Here is a 23,502-nt window from a genome sequence, read left to right as displayed (position 1 = left end):
TTGGAATGTTCGGGAATGGCGCCGATTTTACCGGCCGCCCCGTGCCGGACCCGGTTTCAGAGGGCTTCGCGCGCCGCGGCGATGCACTCGCCGAGCACCCGGGCATCGCCCACCTGGTTGGCCAGCAGCAGGATGAGCCGCGCGCTGAAGGCCTGGATCTGCTCGGGCGTGAGCCCGACCTGGGCGTCCAGCAGCTGTTCGTAGAAGGTGTCGGCGTCCTGCCAGTTCGGGGTGGTGATCATGCGTGCACTCCGGTGAGACCGAGGGACAGGGCGATGGCTTGAACCAGTTCGCCGTCGATGGCGTGGCCGCTCGCGGCGAGGTAGCCGTCGGGGCGCACCAGCGCCCAGTCGCCGGCTTGCACCTGGCAGGCCCCGCGCAGGTGGCCCAGTGTGTCGCGCACATGTTCGACGACCTGCGCTGCGTCAGCGGTGCCGGCCACCTGCACCACGCGCAGCGGCGTCGTGCCCGCAAGGCCGGCCAGCCGTGCCAGGGCGGCTTTCGACAGCGGCCCGAAGCACAGCAGGAGCAAGTCGCTGCCGGCCCAGTCGAGCAGCTGGTTGACGCGTCCCTCGCGCCCGTTGGCCCAGCGGAACGCCACGTTCTGCACCGATTGCCCGGCCGCGCTGCCGGTGCGGTAGAGGCAGGCGCGCGAGCGGGTGTACGGGTTGGCCACCGCCATGCGACCGGTGTTGATGAGGGGACGCGCGAACGCGTGGCGCTTGGCCAGCGCGATGGCCGCGCTGCGGTAGACGCGCTCGATGCCATCGGCCGGGCGCAGGAAGCGCGCGGTGCGGTTGGTCACGCGCACGTTCTCCTGCGCGGCCTCCAGGCGTTCGTCGTGGTAACTCTCCAGCAGCGCGGGCGCGGCGCGGCCGGCCCTCACCGCGGCCAGTTTCCAGGCCAGGTTGTCGGCATCGGCCACGCCGGTGTTGCCGCCGCGCGCACCGAAGGGGCTCACCACCTTGGCCGAGTCGCCCATGAAGAACACGCGCCCGGCGCGCATGGCGTGCACGCACTCGCTGCGGTAGGCATAGGGGCCGACCCACACGATCTCGACCTGCACGTCCTTGCCGAACTGGCGCGCCAGGCGCTCGCGCACCACGTCCTCGCGGCTCACCTGGGCCGGGTCGGCGTTCGGGGCCATCTGGTAGTCGATACGCCAGACCTCATCGCCCATGAGGTGCTGCCACACGGCGCGGTTCTCGTTGAAGGGCGCCTCGATCCAGGTGTGGCGCTCCTGCGGCGGGCGGGTGGTGAAGCGCACGTCGGCGATGCACCAGCGGTCGTCGCCACGCTTGCTGTCGAACGGCACGTTGAGCCACTTGCGCAGCGGGCTGGCGGAGCCGGTGGCGTCGATCACGTGTTCGGCGCGCAGCTGGTAGCTGCCTGCGGGCGTCTCGATGGTGAGCAGCGCGCTCTGTTCGTCCTGCTCGAAGGCGGTGAGGCGGTTGCGCCAGCGCAGTTCCACATGGCCGAGCGCGTTGATGCGGTCGACCAGGAAGGCTTCGATGTAGAACTGCTGGATGTTGATGAAGGGCGGCTGTTCGCTCAGGTGGAAGCTGCCCTGCTGGCGCAGGTCGAAGTTGTAGACCTCGTCGTGCCCGGCGTAGGTGCGGCCCACGCTCCATTGCACGCCCTTGGCGGCGATGGGCTCGTACACGCCCAGTCGCTCGAAGATCTCGAGCGACTTCTGCGTGTAGCAGATGCCGCGCGACGATGCGCCCTTGACACCCACGGTGTCGTCCTCGTCGATGAGGATGGCCTTGACCCCCAGGCGTGCAAGCGAGCAGGCCATGGTGAGGCCGGTGATGCCGCCGCCGACGATGACGATGGGGTGGTGTGCCGGTGTTGCGCTGCCGATTTCCGGTGGCGGCACGAAGGGGTAGGTGGGCAGCTCGTAGCCACCGCCCTGGGTGAACTCGTAGCTGTTGGTGTGGGCGACTTCTTTGTAGGTCATCTGCAGTTTCCTCGTATCGGTCGGGCTTGCTGGCGCTTCACTCGACCACCTCGCGTTGCTCGCGATCGCGGGGTACTCCACTCCGCGACTGTCCCCCGGCCCTGCTGCGCAGGGCCTCCTCCTTTATGTCGCTGCGTGGAGCACCCCGCACTCGCGAGCTGTAGCAGCGCTGTGGCAGGCGACCTGACGCTTGCCCCGGGGGCGGTGGTGATCGGTGTCCGGCGCAGCGACATAAAGGAGGAGCCAAGGGCGCAGCCCTTGGCGGGGGACAGTCGCGGAGCCGGATACCGGTCGCCGCCGACCGGCGCCAGTACAACGCCATGGCAGCAAATCAGACCTTCGCAGCCTTTGCCGCCACCTCCGGCCGATCGTTTTGCTGCGGCTTCAGCGGTGCTGCGGTCTTGCCCGCAGCGCGCTCCTGACGCCACTGCTCCTTGCGCGCATTCCACTCACCCAGCCGCGCGTGCGCCGTCTTGCTCTCCTGCAGCATCTGGAATTCGTCGGCCAGTTGCGCCGTCAGCTCCAGGCGGATGCCGTTCGGGTCGAAGAAATAAATGCTCTTGAAGATGTGGTGGTCGGTCACGCCCAGCACCTCGATGCCGTGCGCCTCCAGGCGCGCCTTGGTGTTCTGCAGCTCTTCCACCGAGTTCACGCGGAAGCTGATGTGGTTCACCCACTTCGGCGTGTTCGGGCTCGGCAGCGCGGCTTCGTCGTCGCCGAGGTCGAAGAAGGCGATGAACGAGCCGTCCTGCAGGCGGAAGAAGAAGTGCGTGTACGGGCAGTACTCGCCGGTGCTGGGCACGTAGTCGCTCTGGATGATGTGGTAGAGCGGCAGGCCCAGGATGTCCTCGTAGAAGTGGCGCGTCTCCTCCGCGTCGCGGGCGCGGTAGGCGTAGTGGTGCAACTGCTGGATCGGGGCCGGTGCGGGCAGGTCGGCAAGGGGCTGGGCAGGTGTCATGGCGGTCTCCTTCGACAGGGCTTCAAATTTACCATAGCGAAATGCGTTTCTCCAAACGTAATTCTCCAGCCGGCGCACCCAACCCCACCGGCCGCCTTCCGTCGGACGCCCCCCGATAATCCCGGTTCCCTGGAAAGTCCAGTTTCCCGTTGTCCATGCTCTTCCTCATCTCGCCCGCCAAGGCGCTCGATTACAAGACGCCGCCCCACGTCAAGACCCACACACAGCCGCTGTTCGTCGAGCAGGCGAGCGAGCTGGTGGGCGTGCTGCGCCAGAAGTCACCGCAGCAGGTGGCGGCGCTGATGGACCTGTCGGACCAGCTCGCGGCGCTCAACGTGGCGCGCTATGAAGCCTGGCGCCCCACCTTCACGGCGAAGAACTCGAAGCAGGCCGTGCTGGCCTTCGACGGCGACGTCTATGGCGGCCTGGACGCCAGAAGCCTGACGGCTCACGATCTGGACTGGTTGCAGGAACACCTGTGCATCCTGAGCGGGTTGTACGGCGTATTGCGCCCGCTGGACTGGATGCAGCCCTACCGCCTCGAGATGGGCACGCGGCTGAAGACGGTGCGCGGCAACTCCCTCTACGCCTGGTGGGGCAGCCGCATCGCCGAGTACCTGAACCAGCGCGCGCAGGCCGACAAGAGCCCGGTGGTGATCAACCTCGCCAGCGAGGAGTACTTCAAGGCGGTCGACCGCAAGGTCCTGCGTCCGCGCGTCGTCAGTTGCGTGTTTGAAGAACGCAAGGGGGCGGGGTACAAGGTGATCAGCTTTCACGCCAAGCGCGCGCGCGGGTTGATGGTGCGCTGGGCGGTGCAGCACCGCGCCAGCACGCCCGAGCAGCTCAAGGGCTTCGATCTGGAGGGCTACCGTTTCGAGCCCGCGCTGTCCGACCCCGAGCGCCTGGTGTTTCGCCGCGACGGCGCGGCCTGACGCCGTCAACCGAGGAGGGCCCATGAGCCAGACCGTCACCCCCGAACTGCGCCGCTGGATCATCGAGCAGGCGAGCGCCGGCTTTTCGCCCGAGTCGGTCCTCAAGGCGATGCTGGATGCCGGCTGGGAGGAGAGCGTGGCCGAGAAGGCGCTGGAGCGCACGCTGCTCGACCACCTGAGCACGGTGTCGCCTCAGCAGCTGAGCGCGGTCGCCCCCGAGGTGCGCGAGGCCGTCCAGGCCGCGCTGGGCACCGGCGTGCGTGTGCCCACCATCGACCTTGCGGGCTCGCCGCGGCGCATCGACGCCGGTGACCGTTGGGTCGATGTCATCACGCACCTGAACCACCCGCGTGTGGTGGTGCTGGGCAATCTGCTCAGCGCCGAGGAGTGCGACGCCATCATCGAATCGGCCAAGCCGCGCCTGGCGCGCTCGCTCACGGTGCAGACCAGCACCGGCGGCGAAGAGCTCAACCCCGACCGCACCAGCAACGGGATGTTCTTCAACCGCGGGCAGACGCCCGAGGTCACGGCGGTCGAGGAGCGCATCGCGCGCCTGGTGGGCTGGCCGGTGGAGAACGGCGAGGGCCTGCAGGTGCTGCACTACCGCCCGGGCGCCGAGTACAAGCCGCATTACGACTACTTCGACCCCGACGAGCCGGGCACGCCCACCATCCTCAAGCGCGGAGGCCAGCGTGTGGCCACGCTGGTGATGTACCTCAATGAACCCACACGCGGTGGTGGCACCACCTTCCCCGACGTCGGGCTGGAGGTGGCCCCGGTGCGCGGCCATGCGGTCTTCTTCAGCTACGACCGCCCGCATCCATCAACGCGCACCCTGCACGGTGGTGCGCCGGTGCTCGAAGGCGAGAAGTGGGTGGCCACCAAGTGGCTGCGCGAAGGCGAATTCAAATGATCGAATGCATGTGAGCGGATGCCCCTGATGGCCAACACCCCCGAACAATCGCAACTCGGCAAGGCCTCGGCCTACGTCGACCGCTACGACCCGAGCCTGATCTTTCCGCTGCCGCGCGAGGCCAAGCGGCGAGAGATCGGCATCGCGGGCAGCGTGCCCTTCCTGGGTTGCGACCTCTGGACCGCCTACGAGCTCTCCTGGCTCAACCCGCGCGGCAAACCGCAGGTGGCCATTGCCCACATCACCGTGCCCTGCGAGAGCACGCACATCGTGGAGAGCAAGTCGTTCAAGCTCTACCTCAACAGCTTCAACAACACACCGTTCGACAGCGCCGACGCGGTGCGCGAGCGCCTGCGCGCCGACCTGAGCGCGGCCGTGTGGCACGGCGGGCCGGTGCAGGCCGGTGTCGGCGTGAAGCTCATTGCGCCCGATCGCTTCGACGCCGAGCCGATCCACGAACTCGATGGCCTGAGCCTGGACCGGCTCGACGTGGAATGCACGCGCTACGAGCCCGCGCCCGATCTGCTGAAAGCCGCCACCGACGAGCAGCCCGTGAACGAGACGCTGGTGAGCCAACTGCTCAAGAGCAACTGCCTCGTCACCGGCCAGCCCGACTGGGGGAGCGTGCAGATCGCCTACAGCGGCCCGCAGATCGACCAGGCGGGCCTGCTGCAGTACCTGGTGAGTTTTCGCAACCACAACGAATTCCACGAGCAGTGCGTAGAGCGCATCTACATGGACGTGTGGACGCGCTGCAAGCCGAGCAAGCTCACGGTATACGCGCGCTACACGCGCCGCGGCGGGCTCGACATCAACCCCTGGCGCAGCAGCCACCCGCAACAGCCGCCGGCCAATGTGCGCACCGCGCGTCAGTGAGTCGCTTCCTACCGTTGGTCAGTCCGATCCGCGAATCACCGAAACCCTTAGGTGATCCGCGACTTCCCGCGTAGCATCCGCGACTTCGCCGTGATCGAACGGCTGATCACTGGCCGTTTGGTCCCTTGCGGGTCCGGCGGCTTTCTCTGGCGGCCCGCTTCCACGCGGCAACCGCCCTCTCTCGCGGCGCCCATGCCCTTTGCAGGCCGGCCCGCTTCTTCGAAAGGCTCAGTCATGAGCAGCAAACTGTACGTGGGCAACCTGCCCTACTCCGTCAACGACGACTCGCTTCGTCACAACTTCTCCGAATTCGGCGCCGTGGCATCTGCCAAGGTGATGACCGACCGCGACAGCGGCCGTTCCAAGGGTTTCGGCTTTGTCGAGATGGGCTCCGCTGACGAAGCGCAAGCCGCCATCGACGGCCTCAACGGCCAATCGGTCGACGGTCGCAAGATCGTGGTGAACATTTCCCGCCCCAAAGAGGCGGGCACGGGCGGCGGCGGTTACCGCAGCAACGGTCCGCGCTACTGAGCACGGCCTGAGCCCCAAGAAAAACCGGCGCATCGCGCCGGTTTTTTTTCGTCCCCGTTCGGCGCGGCGAGCGTCAGATCTGTTTCTGGATCAGCGCGCCCTGGAACAGCACCGGCCCGGTGGGCCCGCGCTCGCTGGGCACGCCGCCCAGCGGCTCCAGGCTGATCGCCAGCGCCGGCACCTCGCGCACCGCGCTCTCTTGCGCCGCCAGTTGTAGCAAGCGCTCGGGCGTGAGCACGCCCAGCGAGCGCGGTGCCGCACCCGGGGGCAGGGCCCACAACTGCAGCGAGCGGTCGGCCGCTTCCTGGTAAGAACCCACGCGTTGCAGGCTCAGGCGGTTGTTCTTCGGATCGAAGGTGATCAGCATGGCGGGGCGGGCCGCCTCATCGTTGAGCACCGACACGTAGCGCACGTCCGGCGTGGCGAGCAAGCGGCGTTCAAGCTCGGCCACCTGGGCGCCGCGCTGGTCCAACTGCTGTTGCAGCGCAGCCAGTTGAGTGTCGCGTTGCTGCAGGTCGCGCAGCAGACCCGGCACGAACACGGCCGCCAGCAGCAGGGTGAACACGCCCGCCACGCCGGCGCCACGCCACAGCGCAAGGTTGTGCCACACGCCGCGTTTCGCGGCAGGTGTGCGCGCCTGGGTCATGGCCGTGCGCGCCACGTCGGCCTGCACGAGGTTGTGGATGCGCGTCCACACCTGCGGCGCCGGCTCGGCCGGGCGCTGCAGTTCGTTCAGGCTGGCCACGCGCGACTGCCATTCCAGGGCCGCCGCGCGCACCACGGGTTGCTCGCGCGCGATGGCCTCGAAGCGACGCCGCGCGCCGCCGCGCAAGGTGCCCAGCGCATGGGCCGCGGCCAGGCGTTGCATGAGGTCGGGGTGGCGATGGATCTGCATGTCAGGCAAACCTCGCCATGCAGTCGCGCAGTTTGTCGAGCCCGCGGCGGATCCAGGTCTTCACCGTGCCCAGGGGCAGCGCGAGCCGCTCGGACAGCTCGCCATGGCTCAGGTCGCGCAGGTAGGCCAGGCTGATCACCTCGCGCTGCTTGTGCTCCAGCTGCCCCAGGCACTGGTGCAAAGCCCAGGCCTGCTGGCTGGCCAGGCTGGTGTCCAGGGGGTCGGGCGCGTCGCCTTCGAGTGTGTCTGCCAGTGTCTCGTCGAGTTCCTGGGTGAGGTGGCTTCGTTCGGCGGCGCGGCGACGCAAGCTGTCCAGCGAACGACTGCGCACGATGAGGCCCAGCCAGGCCATTGGTGGACTGAGGCTGGCGCGGTAGTCGCCTGCCGTGCGCCACACCTGCACAAAGGTTTCCTGCAGCGCGTCCTCGGCCGCCTCGGCGCTGCCGACCACGCGCAGCGACAGGCCGTAGAGCTTGCGCGCGGTGAGGTCGTAGAGCGCCTTGAGCGCGACTTCGTCGCGCTGCGCGATGCGTTCGATCAAGGTCATGAGGTGATCGTCGTCGGTGGGGGCGCTCATGCACACATTGTGCGATGGGTGCGCCGGGCTTTGGCCGGTGTCGGGGAATTGCCTCACCGCCGACGCCGGGGCTGGATGCCGGTGCCCACCTCGAAGGCGCTCACGGGGCCCAGGGTGACCGACCGTGCCGCTTCATCGACCAGTTGCTCGCCATGCCAGATGCGCAGGCGCGCTGCGCCTTCGGGCACGCCTTGCAACGTGATGCGCCCATCGGCATCGGTGCGGGCAGCCCAGGGGGAGTCGGTGACGTAGACAAAGCCGCGCATGGAGCCGTGCAGGTGGCAGCCGAGGCGGTAGGCGCCGGGCTCGCGCACGGTGATCTCCGCGCTCGGCGCGGCCTGACCGGGTGCAAGACCGGCGAGGCGCAGCTCATGGCCAGTCGGTGTCGCGCCCGGGCCCGAGAACGTGATCGCGGCGGGCAGCATGCGCACGTGGTGTTCCCAGCGGTCCAGGTTGGTGAAGCGCAGGGTGGAGCCCGTGGGCACCAGGGTGAGCATCGGCGCGAACTGCATGCGCTCCTGGTCGATGCGCGCCTGCACCGGCGCCGGGGTGGGCGCGCTGGTGGCATTCGCCGGTTCGATCAGCACCACCGCATCGGCCAGCGGCTGGCCATCGCGCGCAAGCACGGTGACCTGCACCGTGGCGGCTTGCGCGGTGGCGCATGCGGCAAATGCAAGCAAGGCGACGAAGCGGCGCGATCGGCTGGGTCTCATGGCACTCACCGCACGGTGATGGTGTCGCGATGCATGGGTGCGAGCAGCGCCAGCATCTGGTTCTGGCGCGTGAAGGGAATGCCCTTGGCGTCCATGCTTTGCTGCAGCACCTCGACAAGCGCATTGAAATGCGCCCGGGTGATGTCCAGGTGCGCGTGCGCCGTCTTCATGTCCGGCCCGTTGTAGGTGCAAGGCCCTCCCGACAATTGACACAGCTGCTCCGTCAACGACTTCGCCAGGTTGTCCAGGTTGGTCTCCCGGAATTGCTCCCCGATGCGGGCATCGGCCTTGAGGCGCACGACGAAATCGTCCATCAGCGCACGCAAGCCCTCGCGTTCGCCGAATGCCTGGTAGAGGCCGGGGGCCGGGGCCACCGGCCATGCGCTGGCGGCCGAGGGGGCGGGCACGGACTGGGCCTGCGCGTGCAGGCAGAAGGCAGCGGTCATCGCGACGGTCATCACAGCGGTCAGTTGGCGAAGCATCATGGTGATATCTCCTGAAGGTCAGAAAGCGATCTGGGCCGACACGTAAGCGCCGGACTGTTTGCGGTTGCCGGTGGTGGCAGGGACCACGCGCCCGAGGCTCACGTAGGCCGCGGTGATCGATACGTTGCGGCTGGGCGACCAGGCCACGAAGATGTCTTTCCAGTCGTCGGCGCGCAGACCGTCGCCGAGCCCGGCCGCAGCGCCGGCGCGCTGCAGCTTGTTGGGCATGCCGCGGTATTCGAAGCCGATGGCGAGGTTGCGGCGCAGCAGCCAGGCCACCGACAGCTCAGGCTGCAGCTCATAGCCGTTGTCGGCGCCGCCGAGCCGAGCGCCGTGCCCGAGCAGGCCGTTCTGGTTGGCGCGTGTGGCACGCAGGGTGCCGTTGACCAGGATGCCCTGAGCAAGGAACAGCTTGGTGGCGCTCACGTAGGCGTCGAGCCCGTCGCGCCGGGCACCCAGGTCATTGAGCGTGCCGTCCAGGCCGCTGCGGTGCAGTCGCTTGTATTGCAGGCCCACCGCGATCTGCGGCATCAACGTGTCGCTGTCCAGGATGGCGTCGCCCGCCACGCGCAGCTTGGCGCCCACGATGTCCTGGCGAAGGTGCAGGCCGGGCAGGCCGAGCAGGATGCCGGTGACACCGGTGTCGAAATCCTGATGACCGAGCGAGAGCTCCAGACGGTCGCGGAAGCCCACCGCCACGCCGGCTGCATTGAGGCGGTAGTCGTCGGTGGTGGCCCGGCTGACGTAGGCGGCCACGCCCGTTTCACCTTCCGTGGCCTGGGTGCCGATCACGGCCCAGGGGCTGATGCCGCCGCCGGACGCGCCTTCGACGCTGCTCACCCCGCCGGTGAGCACGAGCTTGCCGGTGTCGGCGCGGGCACTGCCCAAGCCGAACACGGCGGCGGCCATGCACAAGCACAAGGTGGTGTGGAGGGGGCGCCGGGTGGGCATTCGCATCGCAGGTCTCCTGAGGGTCGGGCAACGGCCACATCGCCGTCCCTGGAAGTACGCCCTGCACGCGCCATCGGATTCGCGCCGGCCGTGCGTCTTTGCACGACCAAGCAAATCACTCGGGATTGCCGAATCCGCCGCCGGGGTGAGCCGCGTATCCGTCGTGACAGCTGTCACATCCCACCCCGTTTCAACACACCGCGAGAGACAAGCCCCATGAACCCATCCCACGACAACCGCCGTGCCTTCCTGCGCACCGGCACCACCCTGTCCGCCGTCGGCCTCGCGCTGCTGGCCGGCAAGCCCGCCCTGGCGCAGGGCATGAAGGCCGATGTCGCGAAGGACGTCGACATCCTCAACATCGCGCTCGGTCTGGAGCACGAGGCCATCAACGCCTACCAGCTTGGTGCCGGCAGCGGGTTGCTGCAAAAGCCGGTGCTCGATGTGGCGGTGCAGTTCCAGGGCCACCACAAGGCGCACCGCGACGCGCTCGCGGCCACGATCCGCAAGCTCGGCGGCCAGCCGGTGGCCGAGAAAAGGCTCGACGACTACGCAAAAGACCTCAACGCCGCGTCGCTGAAGAACCAGGCCGATGTGCTCTCGCTCGCGGCGCGCCTCGAACTCGGTGCGACCAATGCCTACATCAGCGTGATCCCCGCCATGGCCGACCGCGAGCTGGCCAAGGTGGCCGCGCGCCTGGCGGCCGACGAGACCCTGCACTTCACCGTGCTCACCAACGCGCTGGGCCGGCCGCTGCCTGCCGGCGCCCTGTCCTTCGGCGCCTGATCTCCCGGTTCACACAACAGGCGCCGGCCAAGCACCGGCGCCACGCCTTCCCTCCTTTCCCTTCACATTCAACGGAGTTTTTCCATGATCCTCAAGACCAGCCTCATCGCCGCGGCCGCCCTGGCCCTCACCGCTTGCGCCTCGCAGATGGGCGCGAAACCCATGTTCTCGCAGGACGGGCTGCCCGACGCCGTGAAGGTGCCCGCCGGCCACAAGGTGGCCATGGAAACCGTGGGCGTGGGCGAGATCACCTACGAATGCCGCGCCAAGGCTGGCATGGCCGGGCAGTTCGAGTGGGTCTTCGTGGGCCCCGATGCGAAGCTGATGGATCGCGCGGGCAAGCAGGTCGGCCGGTACTACGGCCCGCCCGCCACCTGGGAAGCCATGGACGGCTCGAAATTCACCGGCGCGCAGGTGGCGGTGGCACCCGCACCGGCCGGCAACATCCCGCTGCAACTGGTGAAAGCCAATCCCGCCATGGGCATGGGTGCGCTGCAGGGCGTGACCTACGTCCAGCGCGTGGCCACCGTGGGCGGTGTGGCACCGGCCATGGCCTGCGGCGCCAGCAACACGGGCAGCAAGCAGATCGTGCAGTACCGCGCGGACTACATCCTCTACAAGGCCGGCTGAACAGCCACCACGCTTCGCTCCAAGGTCCCGGTATCGGCCTTCGGGCCGTTCGGCCCTGCGAACGATGGATCGTCGCAGGGCACTTTTTCGTGCCGCGTGCGCAGCGGGTCGATGAACCTCAGCTCGGGGGCGCGCGCTCAAGCGCCGTCGCGAAAGGAGCTCAGCGGTGCCAGCGGTGCGAAGTCCGCCGCGCGCCGCTCCTTCGTGGCCGTGATGGCTTCGCGCACGTGGGCGTTGCTCCAGATTGCGCCTTGCAGCCAGCCCATCTGGCGCAGGCTGTCTTCCACCGAATGGTCGCGCGCGTAGTCGATGGCCTGCTTGCTGCCCCAGATCGCCACCGGCGGCTTGCTGGCGATTTCGCGCGCGCACTGCAGGGCGGCGTCCACCGTGGCGGCGTGCGTGTCGAACACCTCGTTGACCAGACCCACGGCCAGCGCGCGCTGCGCACCCAGGCGCCGCCCGGTGTAGGCCAGTTCCTTCACCACACCCATCGGGATCAGCTTGGGAAGGCGCTGCAGCGTGCCCACGTCGGCCACCATGCCGATGTTGATCTCCTGGATGCAGAAGAAGGCGTCGGCGCTGGCGTAGCGGATGCAGCCGGCGCAGATCATGTCGACCCCGGCGCCGACGCAGCCGCCTTGGATCGCGAAGATCACCGGCACGCGCAGCGCCTCCAGCCGCGTGAAGGTGGTCTGCATGTCGGTGAGCAGGTCGAAGATCGCGGCGCGGCCTTCGGGACTCTGGTCGTCCATGGTGATGGCGCCACCGAAGGTCTCGAGCGCCATACCGGCGCTGAAGTGCTTGCCGGTGCTGCTGATCACCAGCGCGCGGGCGCGGCCTTCGTCGTGGATCTGGCGCAGCAGGGTGTCGAGCTCGCGCCAGAAGGTCGGGCTCATGGTGTTGAGCGCCTCGGGCCGGTTCAGCGAGAGGTGTGCGACGTGGTCAATCCAGCTCAGGGAAAAGCAGGTCGGTGTGTTCATCGCGGTGTGCCTTGTCTCGGGGCTTGGTGTGCGGGGCATTCTGGGCCGCGGCGGCGTGCTCGGCTGTCCCGGGTTTGACGAGTTTGCTCGCGCGCACGCCGAGCAGACGAAAGCGGCGCGTGAGGTCCACGCGCTTCAAGCACTGGCCGGCGGCGCGGCGAATCGCCCGCGCCTCGTTCGTCGGGCTGTCCAGCGTGAGGTCGCGCGTGACCTTGCTGAAGCCCACGTAGGTGAGTTTGACGCCGATGGTGCGCGCGAGGTAACCCTTGCGCTGCAGGTCGGCCGACACCTGTTCGCACAGCCGCGTGAGCAGCTCGCCGAGTTCGGCGCGGTCGTGCACCGCGTGCAGGTCACGCTCGAAGGTGGTCTCACGGCTCATGCTCACGGGTTCGCTCTCGGTCACCACCGGTCGCGCGTCGCGGCCCCAGGCGGCGTCGTGCAACCAGGCGCCGTAGCTGCGCCCGAAGTGGTTTGTCAGCCAGTCCGGCTCGCGCGCGGCCAGCTCGCCGATGGTGTTGATGCCGTGCGACTTGAGCTTTTCGTCGGCCTTGGGACCGATGCCGTTGAGCTTGCGGCAGGCCAGCGGCCAGATCAGGCGCTGCAAGTCTTCGGGCATCACGATGCTGATGCCGTTGGGCTTGTTGAACTCGCTCGCGAGCTTGGCCAGCAGCTTGTTGGGCGCCACGCCGATGGAGCAGGTGAGGCCGGTGGCCTGGTGGATGCTCTTCTGGATCAGCCGCGCGAGCACGCGCCCGCCCTCGCGCTGGCCGCCGGGCACGTCGGTGAAGTCGATGTAGACCTCGTCGACGCCGCGGTCCTCCATCACCGGCGCGATCTCGGTGATCACGCGCTTGAACTCGCGCGACAGGCGTTTGACCTCATCGAAATCCACCGGCAGCAGGATCGCCTGCGGGCACAGCTTGGCGGCTTTCATCAGCCCCATGGCCGAGCCGACGCCGAACTGCCGCGCGGCGTAGGTGGCGGTGGTGGCCACGCCGCGGCCCACGTAGTCGGCCAGCCGCGGGAAGAACTCGGGCGGGATGCGGTCCAGCGTGTCGGGACCCCAGTCGGTGTCCGGGTAAGCGTTGCGCAAACGCTCGAACATCTCGGCCTCGCGGCGGCGCCCCCCGCCGATGACCATCGGCAGCCCCTTGAGTTGCGGATAACGCAGCAGCTCGACCGACGCGAAGAAGGCGTCCATGTCGAGGTGGGCGATGCGGCGCTTCGGGTTCACGCGGCGATCGTAGCCCGCTTACCATGCCCGGTATCCCGCCGGCCAAGCCCCGGCGTCCCAGGAGGACCCCCATGACCCACCCGCTGACCCGTTTGCTGGCCGCCGCACTCGTGGGCGCTGGCGTCGCTGTGGCCGGCCTGGCCGTGAGCAATGGCCTGGAACGCTTTCGCCTCGCCGACCGCACCGTGACCGTCAAGGGCCTGGCCGAAAAGGATGTGGAGAGCGACTTTGCCACCTGGACGCTGGTGTTTCGCCGCGGCGGCAACACCTTCGGCGAGGTGCAGAAGGCGCTGGCCAGCGATCGCGACGCGGTGCTGGCCTTCCTGAAGGCGCGAGGCTTTCAGGACGCCGAGATCGAGGTGCGCCCGCTGGCCGTGCAGGATCTGTTCGCGCGCGAATACGGCGGCGGCCAGCAGGCGCTGCGCTACCAGGGAACCGGGCAGGTGATGGTGAAATCGGCCCGCGTGGCCGAGGTGCAGGGCGCCGCGCTCGCGGTGGACCCACTGATCCAGGCCGGCGTGCAGCTCAGCGCCGAGGGCAACGGGGGCCCGCAATTCCAGCTGCGCGGCTTCAACGACGTGAAGGCACCGCTGCTGAGCGAAGCCACGCGCAACGCGCGCGAGCAGGCGCAGAAGTTCGCCGCCGAGGCTGGCGCCACGCTGGGCCCGCTCAAGGTCGCGAACCAGGGGGTCATCAGCATCAGCGGCGCGGACGGCAGCGAGCACGACAGCGCCGGCTCGCGCGTCAAACGCCTGCGCGTGGTCAGCACCTTCGTGTATGAGCTGCGCTGACGCGCTCGGACTCAGGCGGTCGGGAACGTACCCGGCAACAGGATCGAGCGGTCCACCGTCTCCACGTCGGTGCGTCCGCAAAAAGCCATGGTGAGATCGAGTTCCTTGTGGATGATCTCCAGCGCCTTGGTGACGCCTTCTTCGCCCATGGCGCCCAGGCCGTAGAGCATGGCGCGGCCGATGTAGGTGCCGCGCGCGCCCAGGGCGCGGGCCTTGAGCACGTCCTGCCCGCTGCGGATGCCGCTGTCCATGTGCACCTCGATCTTCGAGCCCACCGCGTCCACGATCGCCGGCAGTGCCTCGATGCTGCTTTGTGCGCCGTCGAGCTGGCGCCCGCCGTGGTTGCTCACGATCAGCGCGTCGGCACCCGACTGCACCGCCTTGTGCGCGTCTTCAACGTCCTGGATGCCCTTGAGGATGAGTTTGCCGCCCCAGCGGTTCTTGATCCACTCCACGTCGCCCCAGTTGAGCGCAGGATCGAACTGTTGCGCTGTCCACGCGCCGAGGTTGGCCATGTCGGTGACGCCCTGCACGTGGCCCACGATGTTGCCGAACTGGCGCCGTTTCGTGCCCAGCATGCCCAGCGCCCAGCGCGGCTTGCTGGCAATGTTGATCATGTTGGCGATGGTGAGCTTGGGCGGCGCCGACAGGCCGTTCTTCAGGTCCTTGTGGCGTTGGCCGAGGATCTGCAGGTCCAGCGTGAGCACCAGCGCGCCGCAGTTCGCGGCCTTGGCGCGGTCGATCAGGCGTTCGATGAAGGCGCGGTCCTTCATCACGTAGAGCTGGAACCAGAAACCCTCGCCCGCGTGCTGTGCCACGTCCTCGATCGAGCAGATGCTCATGGTCGAGAGCGTGAACGGGATGCCGAACTTCCTGGCCGCGCGCGCGGCGAGGATCTCGCCGTCGGCGTGCTGCATGCCGGTCAGCCCGGTGGGCGCGATCGCCACCGGCATGGCCACCGGCACGCCCACCATGCTGGTGCGCGTGCTGCGGTTCTCCATGTTCACCGCCACGCGCTGGCGCAGCTTGATCTTCTGGAAATCCGATTCGTTGGCGCGGTAGGTACCCTCCGTCCACGAGCCCGAGTCGGCGTAGTCGTAGAACATGCGCGGCACGCGTTTTTGCGCCAGCACGCGCAGGTCTTCGATGTTCGTGATCACGGTCATGGCGGTGTCTCCTCGAGGTCGGTGTGGGCGCGATGGTAGCGAGCAGGGTGCGAGCCGGCACGTGAAAGCGCGACAGCACGTCTTGAAACTTTTTCAGAAGGGGCGCGTGGCCCGTCCGCCGGTCGGCGGGTGAGGGAACCGGGCGCCAGCGGCCAGAATCGCAGCACCATGACACGCAAGATCCTGCCCCTGGCGCTGCTTGCGCTCGCCGCGTCGACGCTGGTCCACGCTGCCGACATCTGGCGCTGGACGGACCGCTTCGGCTACACGCATTGCACCCAGGCGGTGGACATTCCCGAGCGCTATCGCGCCAGCGCAGTGCCGGCCGACGCCCCGCTGCCGCCCGGCACCCCGGCCTGCGAAGTCGCGTGGCACCGCTACGCTGCCAGCCAGGCCTGTTTTGACGCTTACCGCGTGGTGGGCGGTGGCCTCAAGCCCGAGGCATTCCAGCGCTGCAAGGAACTGCCCGAGCCCGAGCCTTGCCGCTGAGCGTCGCGCTCAGCCCAGGCGATTGCGGTGGCGCGCGATCTGCGCGCGCACCTGCGCCGGTGCCGTGCCGCCCAGCGTGTTGCGCGCCGACAGCGAGCCGCGCAGGCTCAGCACGTCATAAACGTCTTTGTCGATGCTCGGGTGGAAGCCCTGCAACACGGCAAGTGGCAGCTCGGACAGGTCGCAGTTGTGCGAGGTGGCGGCCTTGACCGCATGCGCCACAGTCTCGTGCGCGTCGCGAAACGGCAGGCCCTTCTTCACCAGGTAGTCGGCGAGATCGGTGGCGGTGGCATAGCCCTTGTTGGCAGCCGCTTCCATGGCGGCAGCGTTCACCGCGATGCCGCCTTCCTTCTGCCCGGTCGCGGGGTTCAACTGGCCGCCCACCATCTCGGCAAAGATGCGAAGGGTGTCCTTGAGCGTGTCGACCGTGTCGAACAGCGGCTCCTTGTCTTCCTGGTTGTCCTTGTTGTAGGCCAGGGGTTGCCCTTTCATGAGCGTGATCAGCGCCATGAGGTGGCCCACCACGCGGCCTGTCTTGCCGCGCGCGAGCTCGGGCACGTCCGGGTTCTTCTTCTGCGGCATGATCGATGAGCCGGTGGTGAAGCGGTCGGCGATCTTCACGAAGCCGAAGTTCTGGCTCATCCAAAGGATCAGCTCTTCGCTCAATCGGCTGATGTGCACCATGCACAGCGAAGCGGCGGCGGTGAACTCGATCGCGAAGTCGCGGTCGCTCACACCGTCCAGGCTGTTCTGGCAGACGCCCTCCATGCCCAGCGTCTTCGCAACCCGCTCACGGTCCAGCGGGTAGGTGGTGCCGGCCAGTGCGGCACTGCCCAGCGGCAGGCGGTTGGTGCGCCGGCGCACGTCGGCCAGGCGCTCGGCGTCGCGCGCGAACATCTCCACATAAGCCAGCAGGTGGTGCGCAAAACTCACGGGTTGCGCCACTTGCAGGTGCGTGAAGCCGGGCAGGATCACGTCGACGTTTTTCTCTGCCACGTCGACCAGCGCGCGCTGCAGGTCGGTGAGCAGGCCGTCGATGAGGTCGATCTCGCCGCGCAGCCACAGGCGAACGTCGGTGGCCACCTGGTCGTTTCGGCTGCGCCCGGTGTGCAGTCGCTTGCCCGCATCACCCACCAGTTGCGTCAGGCGTGCCTCGATGTTGAGGTGCACGTCCTCGAGGTCGAGTTTCCATTCGAACGCGCCGGACTCGATCTCGCGCGCGATCTGTGCCATGCCCCGCTGGATGTCGGCGTGATCCGACTGACCGATGATGCCTTGCGCGGCGAGCATTTCGGCGTGGGCCAGGCTGCCCTGGATGTCGGCCTGCCACAAGCGTTTGTCAAAGAAAACACTCGCGGTGTATCGCTTGACCAACTCGCTCATGGGCTCCGAGAATAGGGCGGACCAGGCTTCTGTTTTCTTGTCGAGTTGGTTGGATGACATGGTGTTGTCAGCGGCTGGACGGGGAATGTTTCGAGCGCCTGGGCAACCATGCGCGGGCCTGGGTGGCCGACCGAATGGAAAACGGCATCGCTTCCCATGAAAGATTCGCGGATTTTATCGACCTTCCAGGAGTTGCCCCACGCGGCGGGCGCGCGCCCGTTGACGGAGATGCCGGAGCATGTGCGCGCACGCGTGCAGGTGTTCGACACCTGTCAGGTCGGTGTGGTGCTGCGCGCGGTGCTGTTCGTGCAGGCGGTGGTGGCGGTGGCCGCGCTGTTCCATGCAGAGAGCTTCGTCGCCTGGGGCACGCGCATGGCCGTGATCACCGGCGCTGCCTTGCCGGCCGTGCTGGCGTGGCTGCTGGTGGTGTGTGCCGTCAAGCGGCAGTTGGGGCGTCTTGAGCCGCCTTGGCAATGGACCGTGGGCGTGTCCCTGGGCGCCCTGGCCGGCTTGTACGGTTGCGGGCTGGTGGCGTGGCTGGGCATCCTCGATCACGACGTGTGGCTGGCCAGTGCCGCGGCGGGCGCTCTGGTTGCGGCCGTGCTGGTGGCCGGCCTGGTGTGGCGTGCCAAGGCGCGCATGCCCGCGGGCACAACGGCGCGGCTGGCGGAGTTGCAGGCGCGCATCCGGCCGCATTTTCTGTTCAACACGCTCAACAGCGCCATTGCCCTGGTGCGGGAAGAGCCCGCCAAGGCCGAGGCCCTGCTGGAAGACTTGAGTGAGCTCTTTCGCCACGCGCTGGCCGACCCCAAGGAGGCGGTACCGCTGTGGCAGGAGCTGGAACTGGCCGAGCACTACCTGGCCATCGAACAGGTGCGGTTCGGCGAGCGACTGCAGATCGAATGGGCAATCGACGAGGCCGCGTCCAAGGCCCGCCTGCCGCCCCTGATCCTGCAACCCCTGGTGGAAAATGCCATCAAGCACGGCGTGGAGCCCAGCCCCACCGGCGCCACAGTGCGCATCAGCACGCAGCGCCGCGGCGGGGTGGTGGTGATCAAGGTGACCAATACCGTTCCTGCCGGCACCGGCAAGCGCGGCAACGGCCTGGCACTCGACAACGTGCGGCAGCGGTTGTCTTTGCTGCATGATGTGCAGGGCCGCTTCCAGAGCGCGCTGGTCAATGGCGTGTTTCAGGTGCGGCTGGAAATCCCGGTATAAGCACACAAGGCGCACAGCCAAGCACGGAGCGAGACATGGCACTGAAGGTTCTGATCGTCGACGATGAAGCCCTGGCGCGGTCGCGCATGCGCACGCTGCTGGCCGAGTGCACGGAGCCGCGCACCGACGTGGTGGGCGAAGCGGGCAACGCGGTGCAGGCCATGGACATGATTCAGCGCACCCACTGCGAACTGGTGCTGCTGGATGTGCACATGCCCGGGGTGGATGGCATCACGCTGGCCAACACGCTGCGCCAGATGGCCGCGCCGCCCTCCATCGTCTTCGTGACGGCCTACCCCGAGCATGCGGTGAGCGCCTTCGAGGTGGAAGCAGTGGACTACCTCACCAAGCCGGTGCGCCGCGAGCGGCTGCAGCAGGCGCTGCAGAAGGTGGTGAAGGCGCGCGCCGGCAAGGAGGGTGCACCCGATGCCGGCCCGCCCGAGGCGCTGATCATCCAGGAGCGCGGCCGCAGCGAGCGCGTGGCGCTGTCAGACATCATCTACCTCAAGGCCGAACTCAAGTACATCACCGTGCGCACGGCAGAGAAGGAGCACATTTACGACGGTGCACTCAGCGACCTCGAGGCTCGTTACTCCCACCTGTTCGTGCGCGTGCACCGCAACGCGCTCGTGTCGCGCCGCGCGGTGCGCGCGGTCGAGAAGCACAGCGACCCGGTGGAGGGCGAGGGCTGGACGGTGCGGCTCGACGGCGTCGAGGAGCGCCTGGCGGTGTCGCGCCGCCAGCTCGCCGCGGTGCGTGAAGCCCTGATGGGTTGAATGCTGCGCGGGCACGGACCCGCGCTCAGCGCCCTGGCCGCCAGCGGGGCCAGAACACGATCACCGCGAGCCCCCCGAGCACGAGGGCGCACGCCCCGAGCTTCCAGCCCGGCATGGCTTCACCCAGGCTCAGGGCCGAGGCGCTCAAGCCGAATACCGGCACCAGCAAGGCCATGGGCGTGACGGTGGCCGCGGGGTGGCGCGCGAGCAGCCAGTTCCAGGCGCCGTAACCGAACAGGGTGTTGCCCACCGCCTGCCACAACACGCTGGCCCAGACGCCGGTGCCCGCAGCGCGCAGCGATTGCGCGATCTGCGCCGGGCCTTCCACCAGCAGCGAGATGGCCAGCAAGGGCGGCACCGCGAACACGCTGCTCCAGACCATGAAGTGCAACATGTTCACCGGCCCGAGCGTCTTGATCACCAGGTTCGCGCAGGCCCAGAAAAAAGCCGCGCCCAGGATCAGCGCGAGACCGGTGAGCGTCACGGTCGCGTCCAGGTTGGCCGCGATCAGCGCCAGGCCGGCGATGGCCAGCAGCAGGCCCGTGACCTGGAAGCCACGAACGCGCTCGCGCATCAGCCACAGCGACAGGCCGATGGTGAAGAACACCTGCAACTGAACCACCAGCGAGGCAAGCCCGGGTGAGATGTGGCCGTCGATGGCGAAGAACAGCAGCCCGAACTGACCCGCACCCAGCAGCACGCCGAAGGCGGCCATGGAGCGCCAGGGTGCGGTCGGTCGTGGCACGAACAGCAGCCACGGCAGGGCCGACAGCGCGAAGCGCAGCGTGGCGAACAGGAATGGCGGCAGGCCGTCCAGGCCCCAGCGGATGACGACGAAGTTGGTGCCCCACACCGCGACGACGGCCAGGGCAAGCAGCAGGTGGGAGGTGGGCACGGGGTGGGGCAAGGCGGCGGAGCGGGCAGTGTAGCCACCGCGTTCGGCGTGGATCGCACGGCAGGGTGGTTGTGGTTAATATTCGCAACTCGATTGCGTTAACGACGCTCCTCATGAAGCCCCTCGCCACCCCCACCGACGCGGTACCCGACCACCTTCAGGCGCGGCTGCAAGCCGCCGGCCTGCGCCGAACGCTGGCCACGCGCGCGGTGCTGGGTGTGTTTCTCGCGCGTGTCGGGCAAGGCCTCACGCATGCCCAGGTGCTGCAGGCCCTGCGTCAGCGTGGCCACGCACCGAACCGGGTCACGCTCTACCGCCTGCTTGAGCGCCTGGCCGCGTGTGAAGTGCTCGCGCGCCACAGCGACGAACGCCGCACGTGGCGTTTCACCCTGGTGGCGCCAGAAGCGCAGTCGCGCGTACCGGGCCCTTTGCCGCGCTTCGAATGCCGTCGGTGCGGACAGGAGCGCGTGCTCTGCGACGCATCGGGACCTGGTCAACGCGGCTGGCGCATGCTGCTGCGCGCGCTGGCGGCTCAGGGAGAGCAGGTCGAGCGCATCGATATCGCGGTGCATGGTGTGTGCGCGCGTTGTGCTGCAACCCCGGGGCCCGCATGATCCGCACGCGCGGGCTGGCCTACACGCACCCTGGCGGGCCGAGGCTGCGCTTTGCCGACGTTGACGTTCCCACGGGTGGCACGCTGTTGCTGCGCGGACCATCGGGCAGCGGCAAATCCACCTGGCTGGCGCTGGCCAGCGGCCTGCTCACACCTCATGAGGGCGGCATCGAGGTGAACGGCCAGTCGCCCGGTGCCTTGCGGGGCGGCGCACGCGACGCGTGGCGAGGAGCCACCGTGGGCCTGTTGCCACAACGTCTGCACCTCAGCGCCGACCTGAGCGTGGGCCAGAACCTCGCACTGGCCTACCTCGCGGCGGGGCAGCCGGTGGACCGGCGCGCGATCGACGATGTCCTGCGCGCGCTCGGGCTGGACGGCTTGCGTGATCGTCGCCCGCACACGCTCTCGGGCGGTCAGGCGCAGCGCGTGGCGCTGGCGCGTGCCCTGCTGCGCCGCCCCGCCGTGTTGCTGGCCGACGAGCCCACCGCCAGCCTGGACGACGCCGCCAGCGAGCGTGTGCTCGCCCTGCTGCACCACGCGGTGCGACAGGCGGGCGCCACGCTGGTGCTGGCTTCGCACGACGCGCGTGCCGTGGCGGCCATTGCCCGCCTGGGCGCGCCGGCCATGCTGGACCTTGCCGCACCGGAGGCTGCTGCGTGAGCGTCTTGCGACTGGCCTGGCAATACCTGTGGGCGCGCCCCCTCACGGCCGCGCTCAACCTGCTGTTGCTCACACTGGGCCTCGCGTCGATCGCCTTCCTGTTGCTGGCGCAGGCGCGGGTGGAGCGCGCGTTCGAGCGCGACCTGGCGGGCATCGATGCCGTGGTCGGCGCCAAGGGCAGCCCCATGCAGTTGATCCTGGCCGGCGTGTTCCACCTCGACGTGCCGCCCGGCAACGTGGCACTGGCCGACGCGCAGCGACTCGCGCAGCACCCGCAGGTGGCGCAGTTCATCCCGCTGAGCCTGGGCGACAACCTGCAGGGCTTTCGCATCGTGGGCACCACGCCCGACTATCCGGCGCTCTACGGCGCCACGCTGGCGCGCGGCGTGCTCTGGCAAGCGCCGCTGCAGGCCGTTCTGGGGGCCGAGGTGGCGCGCCGAACCTCGCTTGACGTGGGCGCGCGCTTTGCCGGTGCACACGGGTTGGGCACGGGCGGCGCGGTGCACGACACCACCCCCTACACCGTGAGCGGCGTGTTGCGGCCCTGTGCCTGCGTGCTCGATCGGCTCGTGCTGACCGCCACCGAGTCCGTCTGGGCGGTGCACGACGAACTGCACGCCGACAAAGACATGAGCGCCGCCGAACGCGCCGAACTCGAGGCTGCGCTGGCGGCCGAGCGCGAGATCACGCTCGGGCTGGTGCGTTACCGCAGCCCGCTGGCGGCGGCCAGCTTTCCGCGCTTCGTCAACAGCAACACACCGATGCAGGCCGCAGCGCCCGCGATGGAGGTCACACGCCTCATGACCCTCATCGGCCATGGGACGCAGCTGTTGCATGCGCTGGCCGGGGTGCTGCTGGTCGTGGCCACGCTATCGGTGTTCATTGCGCTGTGGAGCGCGGTGCGCGAGCGCCGCGCCGATCTGGCCATGCTGCGCATGCTCGGTGCCCCGCCGCGGCGTGTGGCCGCGCTGTGGCTCGCTGAGGCGGGCTGGCTGGCGCTGCTTGCCACGGTGGCGGGCCTGTTGCTGGCGCTGGCGCTGGCCAGCGCGGCGGGCCTGTGGTGGGCAGATGCTCCCGCGCTGCTGCCGAACGGCGTGTGGCCGATCACCCTGGCCTGGGTGCCCGCCCTGGCCGCTGCCACCGCGCTGCTGGCGGCGGGGGTGCCCGCCGTCGCCGCCTACCGTACCGACGTTCACACCCTTCTCAACCCCCGGAGCTGATTCCATGAAAGCACGCATCGCCGCCATCCTGTTCTCGTTGCTGTCCGCCGGTACCGCCCTGGCACAACACTCCGCTGAGGAAACCCGACAGGACATCCAGCGCCACCGCGCCATGGCCGCTGCCCACGAGGCCGCCGCCAAATGCCTGGAGGCCGGCAAGGGCGAAAAGGTCTGCTACGCGGAACTCGCCGTGGCTTGCAAGGGTCTTGCCATCGGCAAATACTGCGGCATGCGCCACGCCCACTGAGCCCGCTCAACGAACCCGTCATGAACCATCACGCTGTGCAACGACGCCTTGCCCTGCTCGGCCTGGTCACGCTGGCCTCGGGCCCCGCGCTGGCGCAGGTGCTGAGCTCGCCGCTGGGCGCGCCTTCGGCTGCGCCGCCAGGTGCTCCCCCGGCTGCCGGTGCCGCCCCGCACGGCGTGCCACAGGGGCAGGGCGCGGGCGTGCACAGCCCGCAAAGCCCGATTCCCCCCTTGCCGGTGCGCGACGACGTGGTGGCGTGGTCGCTGCTCACCGACGTGAGGACCGAGGTCCGTGGCAAGCGCATCGCGCCGGTGTATCCGGCCGATGTGCGCGCCCTGCACCAACGCCAGCTCAAGCTGCACGGGTTCATGCTGCCGCTCGACCCGGGCGAGAACCAGCGCCACTTCCTGCTCACTTCAGTGCCGCTCAGCTGTGCCTTCTGTACCCCCGGCGGGCCCGAGAGCATGGTCGAGGTGCGTGCGAAGTCGCCGGTGAAGTATCGCGATGGCGCGGTGGTCGTGGAAGGCCGCTTTCATGTTCTCGACAACGATCCTTACGGCCTGTACTACCGGCTGAGCGAGGCTGTGGCAAGCCGCTGATGGCGCGGCCGGCACACACGCGCG

The 23,502-nt window shown here is 68.6% G+C and carries 28 protein-coding genes; 15 read left to right on the top strand and 13 right to left on the bottom strand.

All coding sequences use genetic code 11. The annotated features are described in order from the left end of the window. Positions 1-56 precede the first annotated feature (56 nt). The 3 genes from M3149_RS02105 to M3149_RS02095 form a co-directional block, all read right to left on the bottom strand. Entirely contained in the window at positions 57-242 is a 186-nt protein-coding gene (locus M3149_RS02105) for a DUF2783 domain-containing protein (RefSeq protein WP_251707683.1), read from the bottom strand. After that, positions 239-1,960 (bottom strand): FAD-dependent oxidoreductase, encoded by a 1,722-nt coding sequence (locus tag M3149_RS02100; RefSeq protein ID WP_251707682.1) that lies wholly within the window; start codon positions 1,958-1,960, stop codon positions 239-241. The genes M3149_RS02105 and M3149_RS02100 overlap by 4 nt, the downstream gene beginning before the upstream one ends. A 331-nt stretch (positions 1,961-2,291) precedes the next feature. After that, positions 2,292-2,918: a VOC family protein gene (locus tag M3149_RS02095; RefSeq protein WP_251707681.1), complete on the bottom strand. Its 627-nt coding sequence runs from the start codon at positions 2,916-2,918 to the stop codon at positions 2,292-2,294. A gap of 155 nt (positions 2,919-3,073) precedes the next feature. Here M3149_RS02095 and yaaA point away from each other — a divergent pair, with 155 nt between their 5' ends. From yaaA to M3149_RS02075, 4 genes are read left to right on the top strand one after another with little or no spacing between them, the layout of a single operon-like run. Continuing rightward, positions 3,074-3,850 (top strand): peroxide stress protein YaaA, encoded by a 777-nt coding sequence (gene yaaA, locus M3149_RS02090; RefSeq protein WP_251707680.1) that lies wholly within the window; start codon positions 3,074-3,076, stop codon positions 3,848-3,850. Positions 3,851-3,872: 22 nt separating this feature from the next. After that, positions 3,873-4,763: a 2OG-Fe(II) oxygenase gene (locus tag M3149_RS02085; protein WP_251707679.1), complete on the top strand. Its 891-nt coding sequence runs from the start codon at positions 3,873-3,875 to the stop codon at positions 4,761-4,763. Positions 4,764-4,790: 27 nt separating this feature from the next. Next, positions 4,791-5,639 (top strand): NADPH-dependent 7-cyano-7-deazaguanine reductase QueF, encoded by an 849-nt coding sequence (gene queF / locus M3149_RS02080; RefSeq protein ID WP_251707678.1) that lies wholly within the window; start codon positions 4,791-4,793, stop codon positions 5,637-5,639. A gap of 51 nt (positions 5,640-5,690) precedes the next feature. Next, on the top strand, positions 5,691-6,170 hold the full coding sequence (locus M3149_RS02075; protein WP_353056789.1) for an RNA recognition motif domain-containing protein: 480 nt from the start codon (positions 5,691-5,693) through the stop codon (positions 6,168-6,170). Positions 6,171-6,243: 73 nt separating this feature from the next. On the opposite strand, the gene M3149_RS02070 is transcribed toward M3149_RS02075, so the two are convergent. The 5 genes from M3149_RS02070 to M3149_RS02050 are packed head-to-tail and all read right to left on the bottom strand — an operon-like array spanning position 6,244 to position 9,797. Continuing rightward, positions 6,244-7,065 (bottom strand): anti-sigma factor, encoded by an 822-nt coding sequence (locus M3149_RS02070; RefSeq protein ID WP_251707677.1) that lies wholly within the window; start codon positions 7,063-7,065, stop codon positions 6,244-6,246. A 1-nt stretch (position 7,066) separates the two neighbouring features. Beyond that, entirely contained in the window at positions 7,067-7,642 is a 576-nt protein-coding gene (locus tag M3149_RS02065) for a sigma-70 family RNA polymerase sigma factor (RefSeq protein ID WP_251707676.1), read from the bottom strand. A gap of 53 nt (positions 7,643-7,695) precedes the next feature. After that, entirely contained in the window at positions 7,696-8,355 is a 660-nt protein-coding gene (locus tag M3149_RS02060; RefSeq protein ID WP_251707675.1) for a cupredoxin domain-containing protein, read from the bottom strand. Positions 8,356-8,360: 5 nt separating this feature from the next. Beyond that, a complete protein-coding gene (locus M3149_RS02055; RefSeq protein ID WP_435370719.1) occupies positions 8,361-8,840 on the bottom strand; it encodes a group I truncated hemoglobin in 480 nt (159 codons plus the stop codon). An 18-nt stretch (positions 8,841-8,858) separates the two neighbouring features. Continuing rightward, on the bottom strand, positions 8,859-9,797 hold the full coding sequence (locus tag M3149_RS02050; protein WP_435370718.1) for a DUF3034 family protein: 939 nt from the start codon (positions 9,795-9,797) through the stop codon (positions 8,859-8,861). Positions 9,798-10,007: 210 nt separating this feature from the next. On the opposite strand from M3149_RS02050, the gene M3149_RS02045 reads away from it, so the two are divergent. Both M3149_RS02045 and M3149_RS02040 read left to right on the top strand, forming a co-directional pair. Further along, positions 10,008-10,577, top strand: coding sequence for a ferritin-like domain-containing protein (locus tag M3149_RS02045; RefSeq protein WP_251707674.1), 570 nt, complete (start codon positions 10,008-10,010; stop codon positions 10,575-10,577). A gap of 84 nt (positions 10,578-10,661) precedes the next feature. Beyond that, complete coding sequence (locus tag M3149_RS02040; protein ID WP_251707673.1) at positions 10,662-11,207, top strand: DUF3455 domain-containing protein; 546 nt, start codon at positions 10,662-10,664, stop codon at positions 11,205-11,207. A gap of 137 nt (positions 11,208-11,344) precedes the next feature. Here the strand turns inward: M3149_RS02040 and M3149_RS02035 are convergent, their stop codons facing one another. Continuing rightward, a complete protein-coding gene (locus M3149_RS02035) occupies positions 11,345-12,187 on the bottom strand; it encodes an enoyl-CoA hydratase-related protein (RefSeq protein ID WP_251707672.1) in 843 nt (280 codons plus the stop codon). Continuing rightward, positions 12,150-13,388 carry a Y-family DNA polymerase gene (locus tag M3149_RS02030; RefSeq protein WP_251707910.1) on the bottom strand — a complete coding sequence of 413 codons (1,239 nt, stop codon included), beginning with the start codon at positions 13,386-13,388 and terminating at the stop codon, positions 12,150-12,152. The genes M3149_RS02035 and M3149_RS02030 overlap by 38 nt, the downstream gene beginning before the upstream one ends. 104 nt (positions 13,389-13,492) lie before the next feature. On the opposite strand from M3149_RS02030, the gene M3149_RS02025 reads away from it, so the two are divergent. After that, positions 13,493-14,212 carry an SIMPL domain-containing protein gene (locus M3149_RS02025; protein WP_251707671.1) on the top strand — a complete coding sequence of 240 codons (720 nt, stop codon included), beginning with the start codon at positions 13,493-13,495 and terminating at the stop codon, positions 14,210-14,212. A gap of 11 nt (positions 14,213-14,223) precedes the next feature. On the opposite strand, the gene M3149_RS02020 is transcribed toward M3149_RS02025, so the two are convergent. After that, on the bottom strand, positions 14,224-15,378 hold the full coding sequence (locus M3149_RS02020) for an alpha-hydroxy acid oxidase (protein ID WP_251707670.1): 1,155 nt from the start codon (positions 15,376-15,378) through the stop codon (positions 14,224-14,226). A 168-nt stretch (positions 15,379-15,546) separates the two neighbouring features. On the opposite strand from M3149_RS02020, the gene M3149_RS02015 reads away from it, so the two are divergent. Continuing rightward, entirely contained in the window at positions 15,547-15,867 is a 321-nt protein-coding gene (locus M3149_RS02015; protein ID WP_251707669.1) for a DUF4124 domain-containing protein, read from the top strand. Positions 15,868-15,876: 9 nt separating this feature from the next. On the opposite strand, the gene argH is transcribed toward M3149_RS02015, so the two are convergent. Then, positions 15,877-17,310 carry an argininosuccinate lyase gene (gene argH / locus M3149_RS02010; protein ID WP_251707668.1) on the bottom strand — a complete coding sequence of 478 codons (1,434 nt, stop codon included), beginning with the start codon at positions 17,308-17,310 and terminating at the stop codon, positions 15,877-15,879. Between the two features lie 96 nt (positions 17,311-17,406). Here argH and M3149_RS02005 point away from each other — a divergent pair, with 96 nt between their 5' ends. Both M3149_RS02005 and M3149_RS02000 read left to right on the top strand, forming a co-directional pair. Continuing rightward, positions 17,407-18,468: a sensor histidine kinase gene (locus M3149_RS02005; RefSeq protein WP_251707667.1), complete on the top strand. Its 1,062-nt coding sequence runs from the start codon at positions 17,407-17,409 to the stop codon at positions 18,466-18,468. A gap of 35 nt (positions 18,469-18,503) precedes the next feature. Continuing rightward, positions 18,504-19,244, top strand: coding sequence for a LytR/AlgR family response regulator transcription factor (locus M3149_RS02000; protein WP_251707666.1), 741 nt, complete (start codon positions 18,504-18,506; stop codon positions 19,242-19,244). Positions 19,245-19,269: 25 nt separating this feature from the next. Here M3149_RS02000 and M3149_RS01995 read toward each other — a convergent pair whose 3' ends face one another. Further along, positions 19,270-20,139, bottom strand: coding sequence for an EamA family transporter (locus M3149_RS01995; RefSeq protein ID WP_251707665.1), 870 nt, complete (start codon positions 20,137-20,139; stop codon positions 19,270-19,272). 113 nt (positions 20,140-20,252) lie between these two features. On the opposite strand from M3149_RS01995, the gene M3149_RS01990 reads away from it, so the two are divergent. From M3149_RS01990 to M3149_RS01970, 5 genes are read left to right on the top strand one after another with little or no spacing between them, the layout of a single operon-like run. Next, positions 20,253-20,753 (top strand): Fur family transcriptional regulator, encoded by a 501-nt coding sequence (locus tag M3149_RS01990; protein ID WP_251707664.1) that lies wholly within the window; start codon positions 20,253-20,255, stop codon positions 20,751-20,753. Next, positions 20,750-21,412, top strand: coding sequence for an ABC transporter ATP-binding protein (locus M3149_RS01985; RefSeq protein WP_251707663.1), 663 nt, complete (start codon positions 20,750-20,752; stop codon positions 21,410-21,412). Before M3149_RS01990 ends, M3149_RS01985 begins: the two co-directional genes overlap by 4 nt. After that, positions 21,409-22,632: an ABC transporter permease gene (locus M3149_RS01980; RefSeq protein WP_251707662.1), complete on the top strand. Its 1,224-nt coding sequence runs from the start codon at positions 21,409-21,411 to the stop codon at positions 22,630-22,632. The genes M3149_RS01985 and M3149_RS01980 overlap by 4 nt, the downstream gene beginning before the upstream one ends. Positions 22,633-22,636: 4 nt before the next feature. Further along, positions 22,637-22,879, top strand: coding sequence for a hypothetical protein (locus tag M3149_RS01975; RefSeq protein ID WP_251707661.1), 243 nt, complete (start codon positions 22,637-22,639; stop codon positions 22,877-22,879). Between the two features lie 20 nt (positions 22,880-22,899). Beyond that, a complete protein-coding gene (locus tag M3149_RS01970) occupies positions 22,900-23,478 on the top strand; it encodes a DUF3299 domain-containing protein (protein ID WP_251707660.1) in 579 nt (192 codons plus the stop codon). Positions 23,479-23,502 lie beyond the last annotated feature (24 nt).

The sequence above is a fragment of the Hydrogenophaga intermedia genome (assembly GCF_023715105.1).
Lineage (GTDB): Bacteria > Pseudomonadota > Gammaproteobacteria > Burkholderiales > Burkholderiaceae_C > Hydrogenophaga > Hydrogenophaga intermedia_A.
This window is presented reverse-complemented; position numbering and strand designations above follow the sequence as displayed.

Excerpts from the sequence above, each read along its gene's own strand:
- M3149_RS02035 (WP_251707672.1), bottom strand. The coding sequence starts at position 12,187 with ATGAACACACCGACCTGCTTTTCCCTGAGCTGGATTGACCACGTCGCA.
- M3149_RS02085 (WP_251707679.1), top strand. The coding sequence starts at position 3,873 with ATGAGCCAGACCGTCACCCCCGAACTGCGCCGCTGGATCATCGAGCAG.
- M3149_RS02095 (WP_251707681.1), bottom strand. The coding sequence starts at position 2,918 with ATGACACCTGCCCAGCCCCTTGCCGACCTGCCCGCACCGGCCCCGATC.
- M3149_RS02000 (WP_251707666.1), top strand. The coding sequence starts at position 18,504 with ATGGCACTGAAGGTTCTGATCGTCGACGATGAAGCCCTGGCGCGGTCG.
- M3149_RS02065 (WP_251707676.1), bottom strand. The coding sequence starts at position 7,642 with ATGAGCGCCCCCACCGACGACGATCACCTCATGACCTTGATCGAACGC.
- M3149_RS02030 (WP_251707910.1), bottom strand. The coding sequence starts at position 13,388 with ATGGACGCCTTCTTCGCGTCGGTCGAGCTGCTGCGTTATCCGCAACTC.
- M3149_RS01970 (WP_251707660.1), top strand. The coding sequence starts at position 22,900 with ATGAACCATCACGCTGTGCAACGACGCCTTGCCCTGCTCGGCCTGGTC.
- argH (WP_251707668.1), bottom strand. The coding sequence starts at position 17,310 with ATGTCATCCAACCAACTCGACAAGAAAACAGAAGCCTGGTCCGCCCTA.
- M3149_RS02060 (WP_251707675.1), bottom strand. The coding sequence starts at position 8,355 with ATGAGACCCAGCCGATCGCGCCGCTTCGTCGCCTTGCTTGCATTTGCC.
- M3149_RS02100 (WP_251707682.1), bottom strand. The coding sequence starts at position 1,960 with ATGACCTACAAAGAAGTCGCCCACACCAACAGCTACGAGTTCACCCAG.
- M3149_RS02055 (WP_435370719.1), bottom strand. The coding sequence starts at position 8,840 with ATGATGCTTCGCCAACTGACCGCTGTGATGACCGTCGCGATGACCGCT.
- M3149_RS02025 (WP_251707671.1), top strand. The coding sequence starts at position 13,493 with ATGACCCACCCGCTGACCCGTTTGCTGGCCGCCGCACTCGTGGGCGCT.
- M3149_RS02045 (WP_251707674.1), top strand. The coding sequence starts at position 10,008 with ATGAACCCATCCCACGACAACCGCCGTGCCTTCCTGCGCACCGGCACC.
- M3149_RS02040 (WP_251707673.1), top strand. The coding sequence starts at position 10,662 with ATGATCCTCAAGACCAGCCTCATCGCCGCGGCCGCCCTGGCCCTCACC.
- M3149_RS02015 (WP_251707669.1), top strand. The coding sequence starts at position 15,547 with ATGACACGCAAGATCCTGCCCCTGGCGCTGCTTGCGCTCGCCGCGTCG.
- M3149_RS02020 (WP_251707670.1), bottom strand. The coding sequence starts at position 15,378 with ATGACCGTGATCACGAACATCGAAGACCTGCGCGTGCTGGCGCAAAAA.
- M3149_RS01975 (WP_251707661.1), top strand. The coding sequence starts at position 22,637 with ATGAAAGCACGCATCGCCGCCATCCTGTTCTCGTTGCTGTCCGCCGGT.
- yaaA (WP_251707680.1), top strand. The coding sequence starts at position 3,074 with ATGCTCTTCCTCATCTCGCCCGCCAAGGCGCTCGATTACAAGACGCCG.
- M3149_RS02070 (WP_251707677.1), bottom strand. The coding sequence starts at position 7,065 with ATGCAGATCCATCGCCACCCCGACCTCATGCAACGCCTGGCCGCGGCC.
- M3149_RS01985 (WP_251707663.1), top strand. The coding sequence starts at position 20,750 with ATGATCCGCACGCGCGGGCTGGCCTACACGCACCCTGGCGGGCCGAGG.
- queF (WP_251707678.1), top strand. The coding sequence starts at position 4,791 with ATGGCCAACACCCCCGAACAATCGCAACTCGGCAAGGCCTCGGCCTAC.
- M3149_RS01990 (WP_251707664.1), top strand. The coding sequence starts at position 20,253 with ATGAAGCCCCTCGCCACCCCCACCGACGCGGTACCCGACCACCTTCAG.
- M3149_RS02050 (WP_435370718.1), bottom strand. The coding sequence starts at position 9,797 with ATGCGAATGCCCACCCGGCGCCCCCTCCACACCACCTTGTGCTTGTGC.
- M3149_RS02005 (WP_251707667.1), top strand. The coding sequence starts at position 17,407 with ATGAAAGATTCGCGGATTTTATCGACCTTCCAGGAGTTGCCCCACGCG.
- M3149_RS02105 (WP_251707683.1), bottom strand. The coding sequence starts at position 242 with ATGATCACCACCCCGAACTGGCAGGACGCCGACACCTTCTACGAACAG.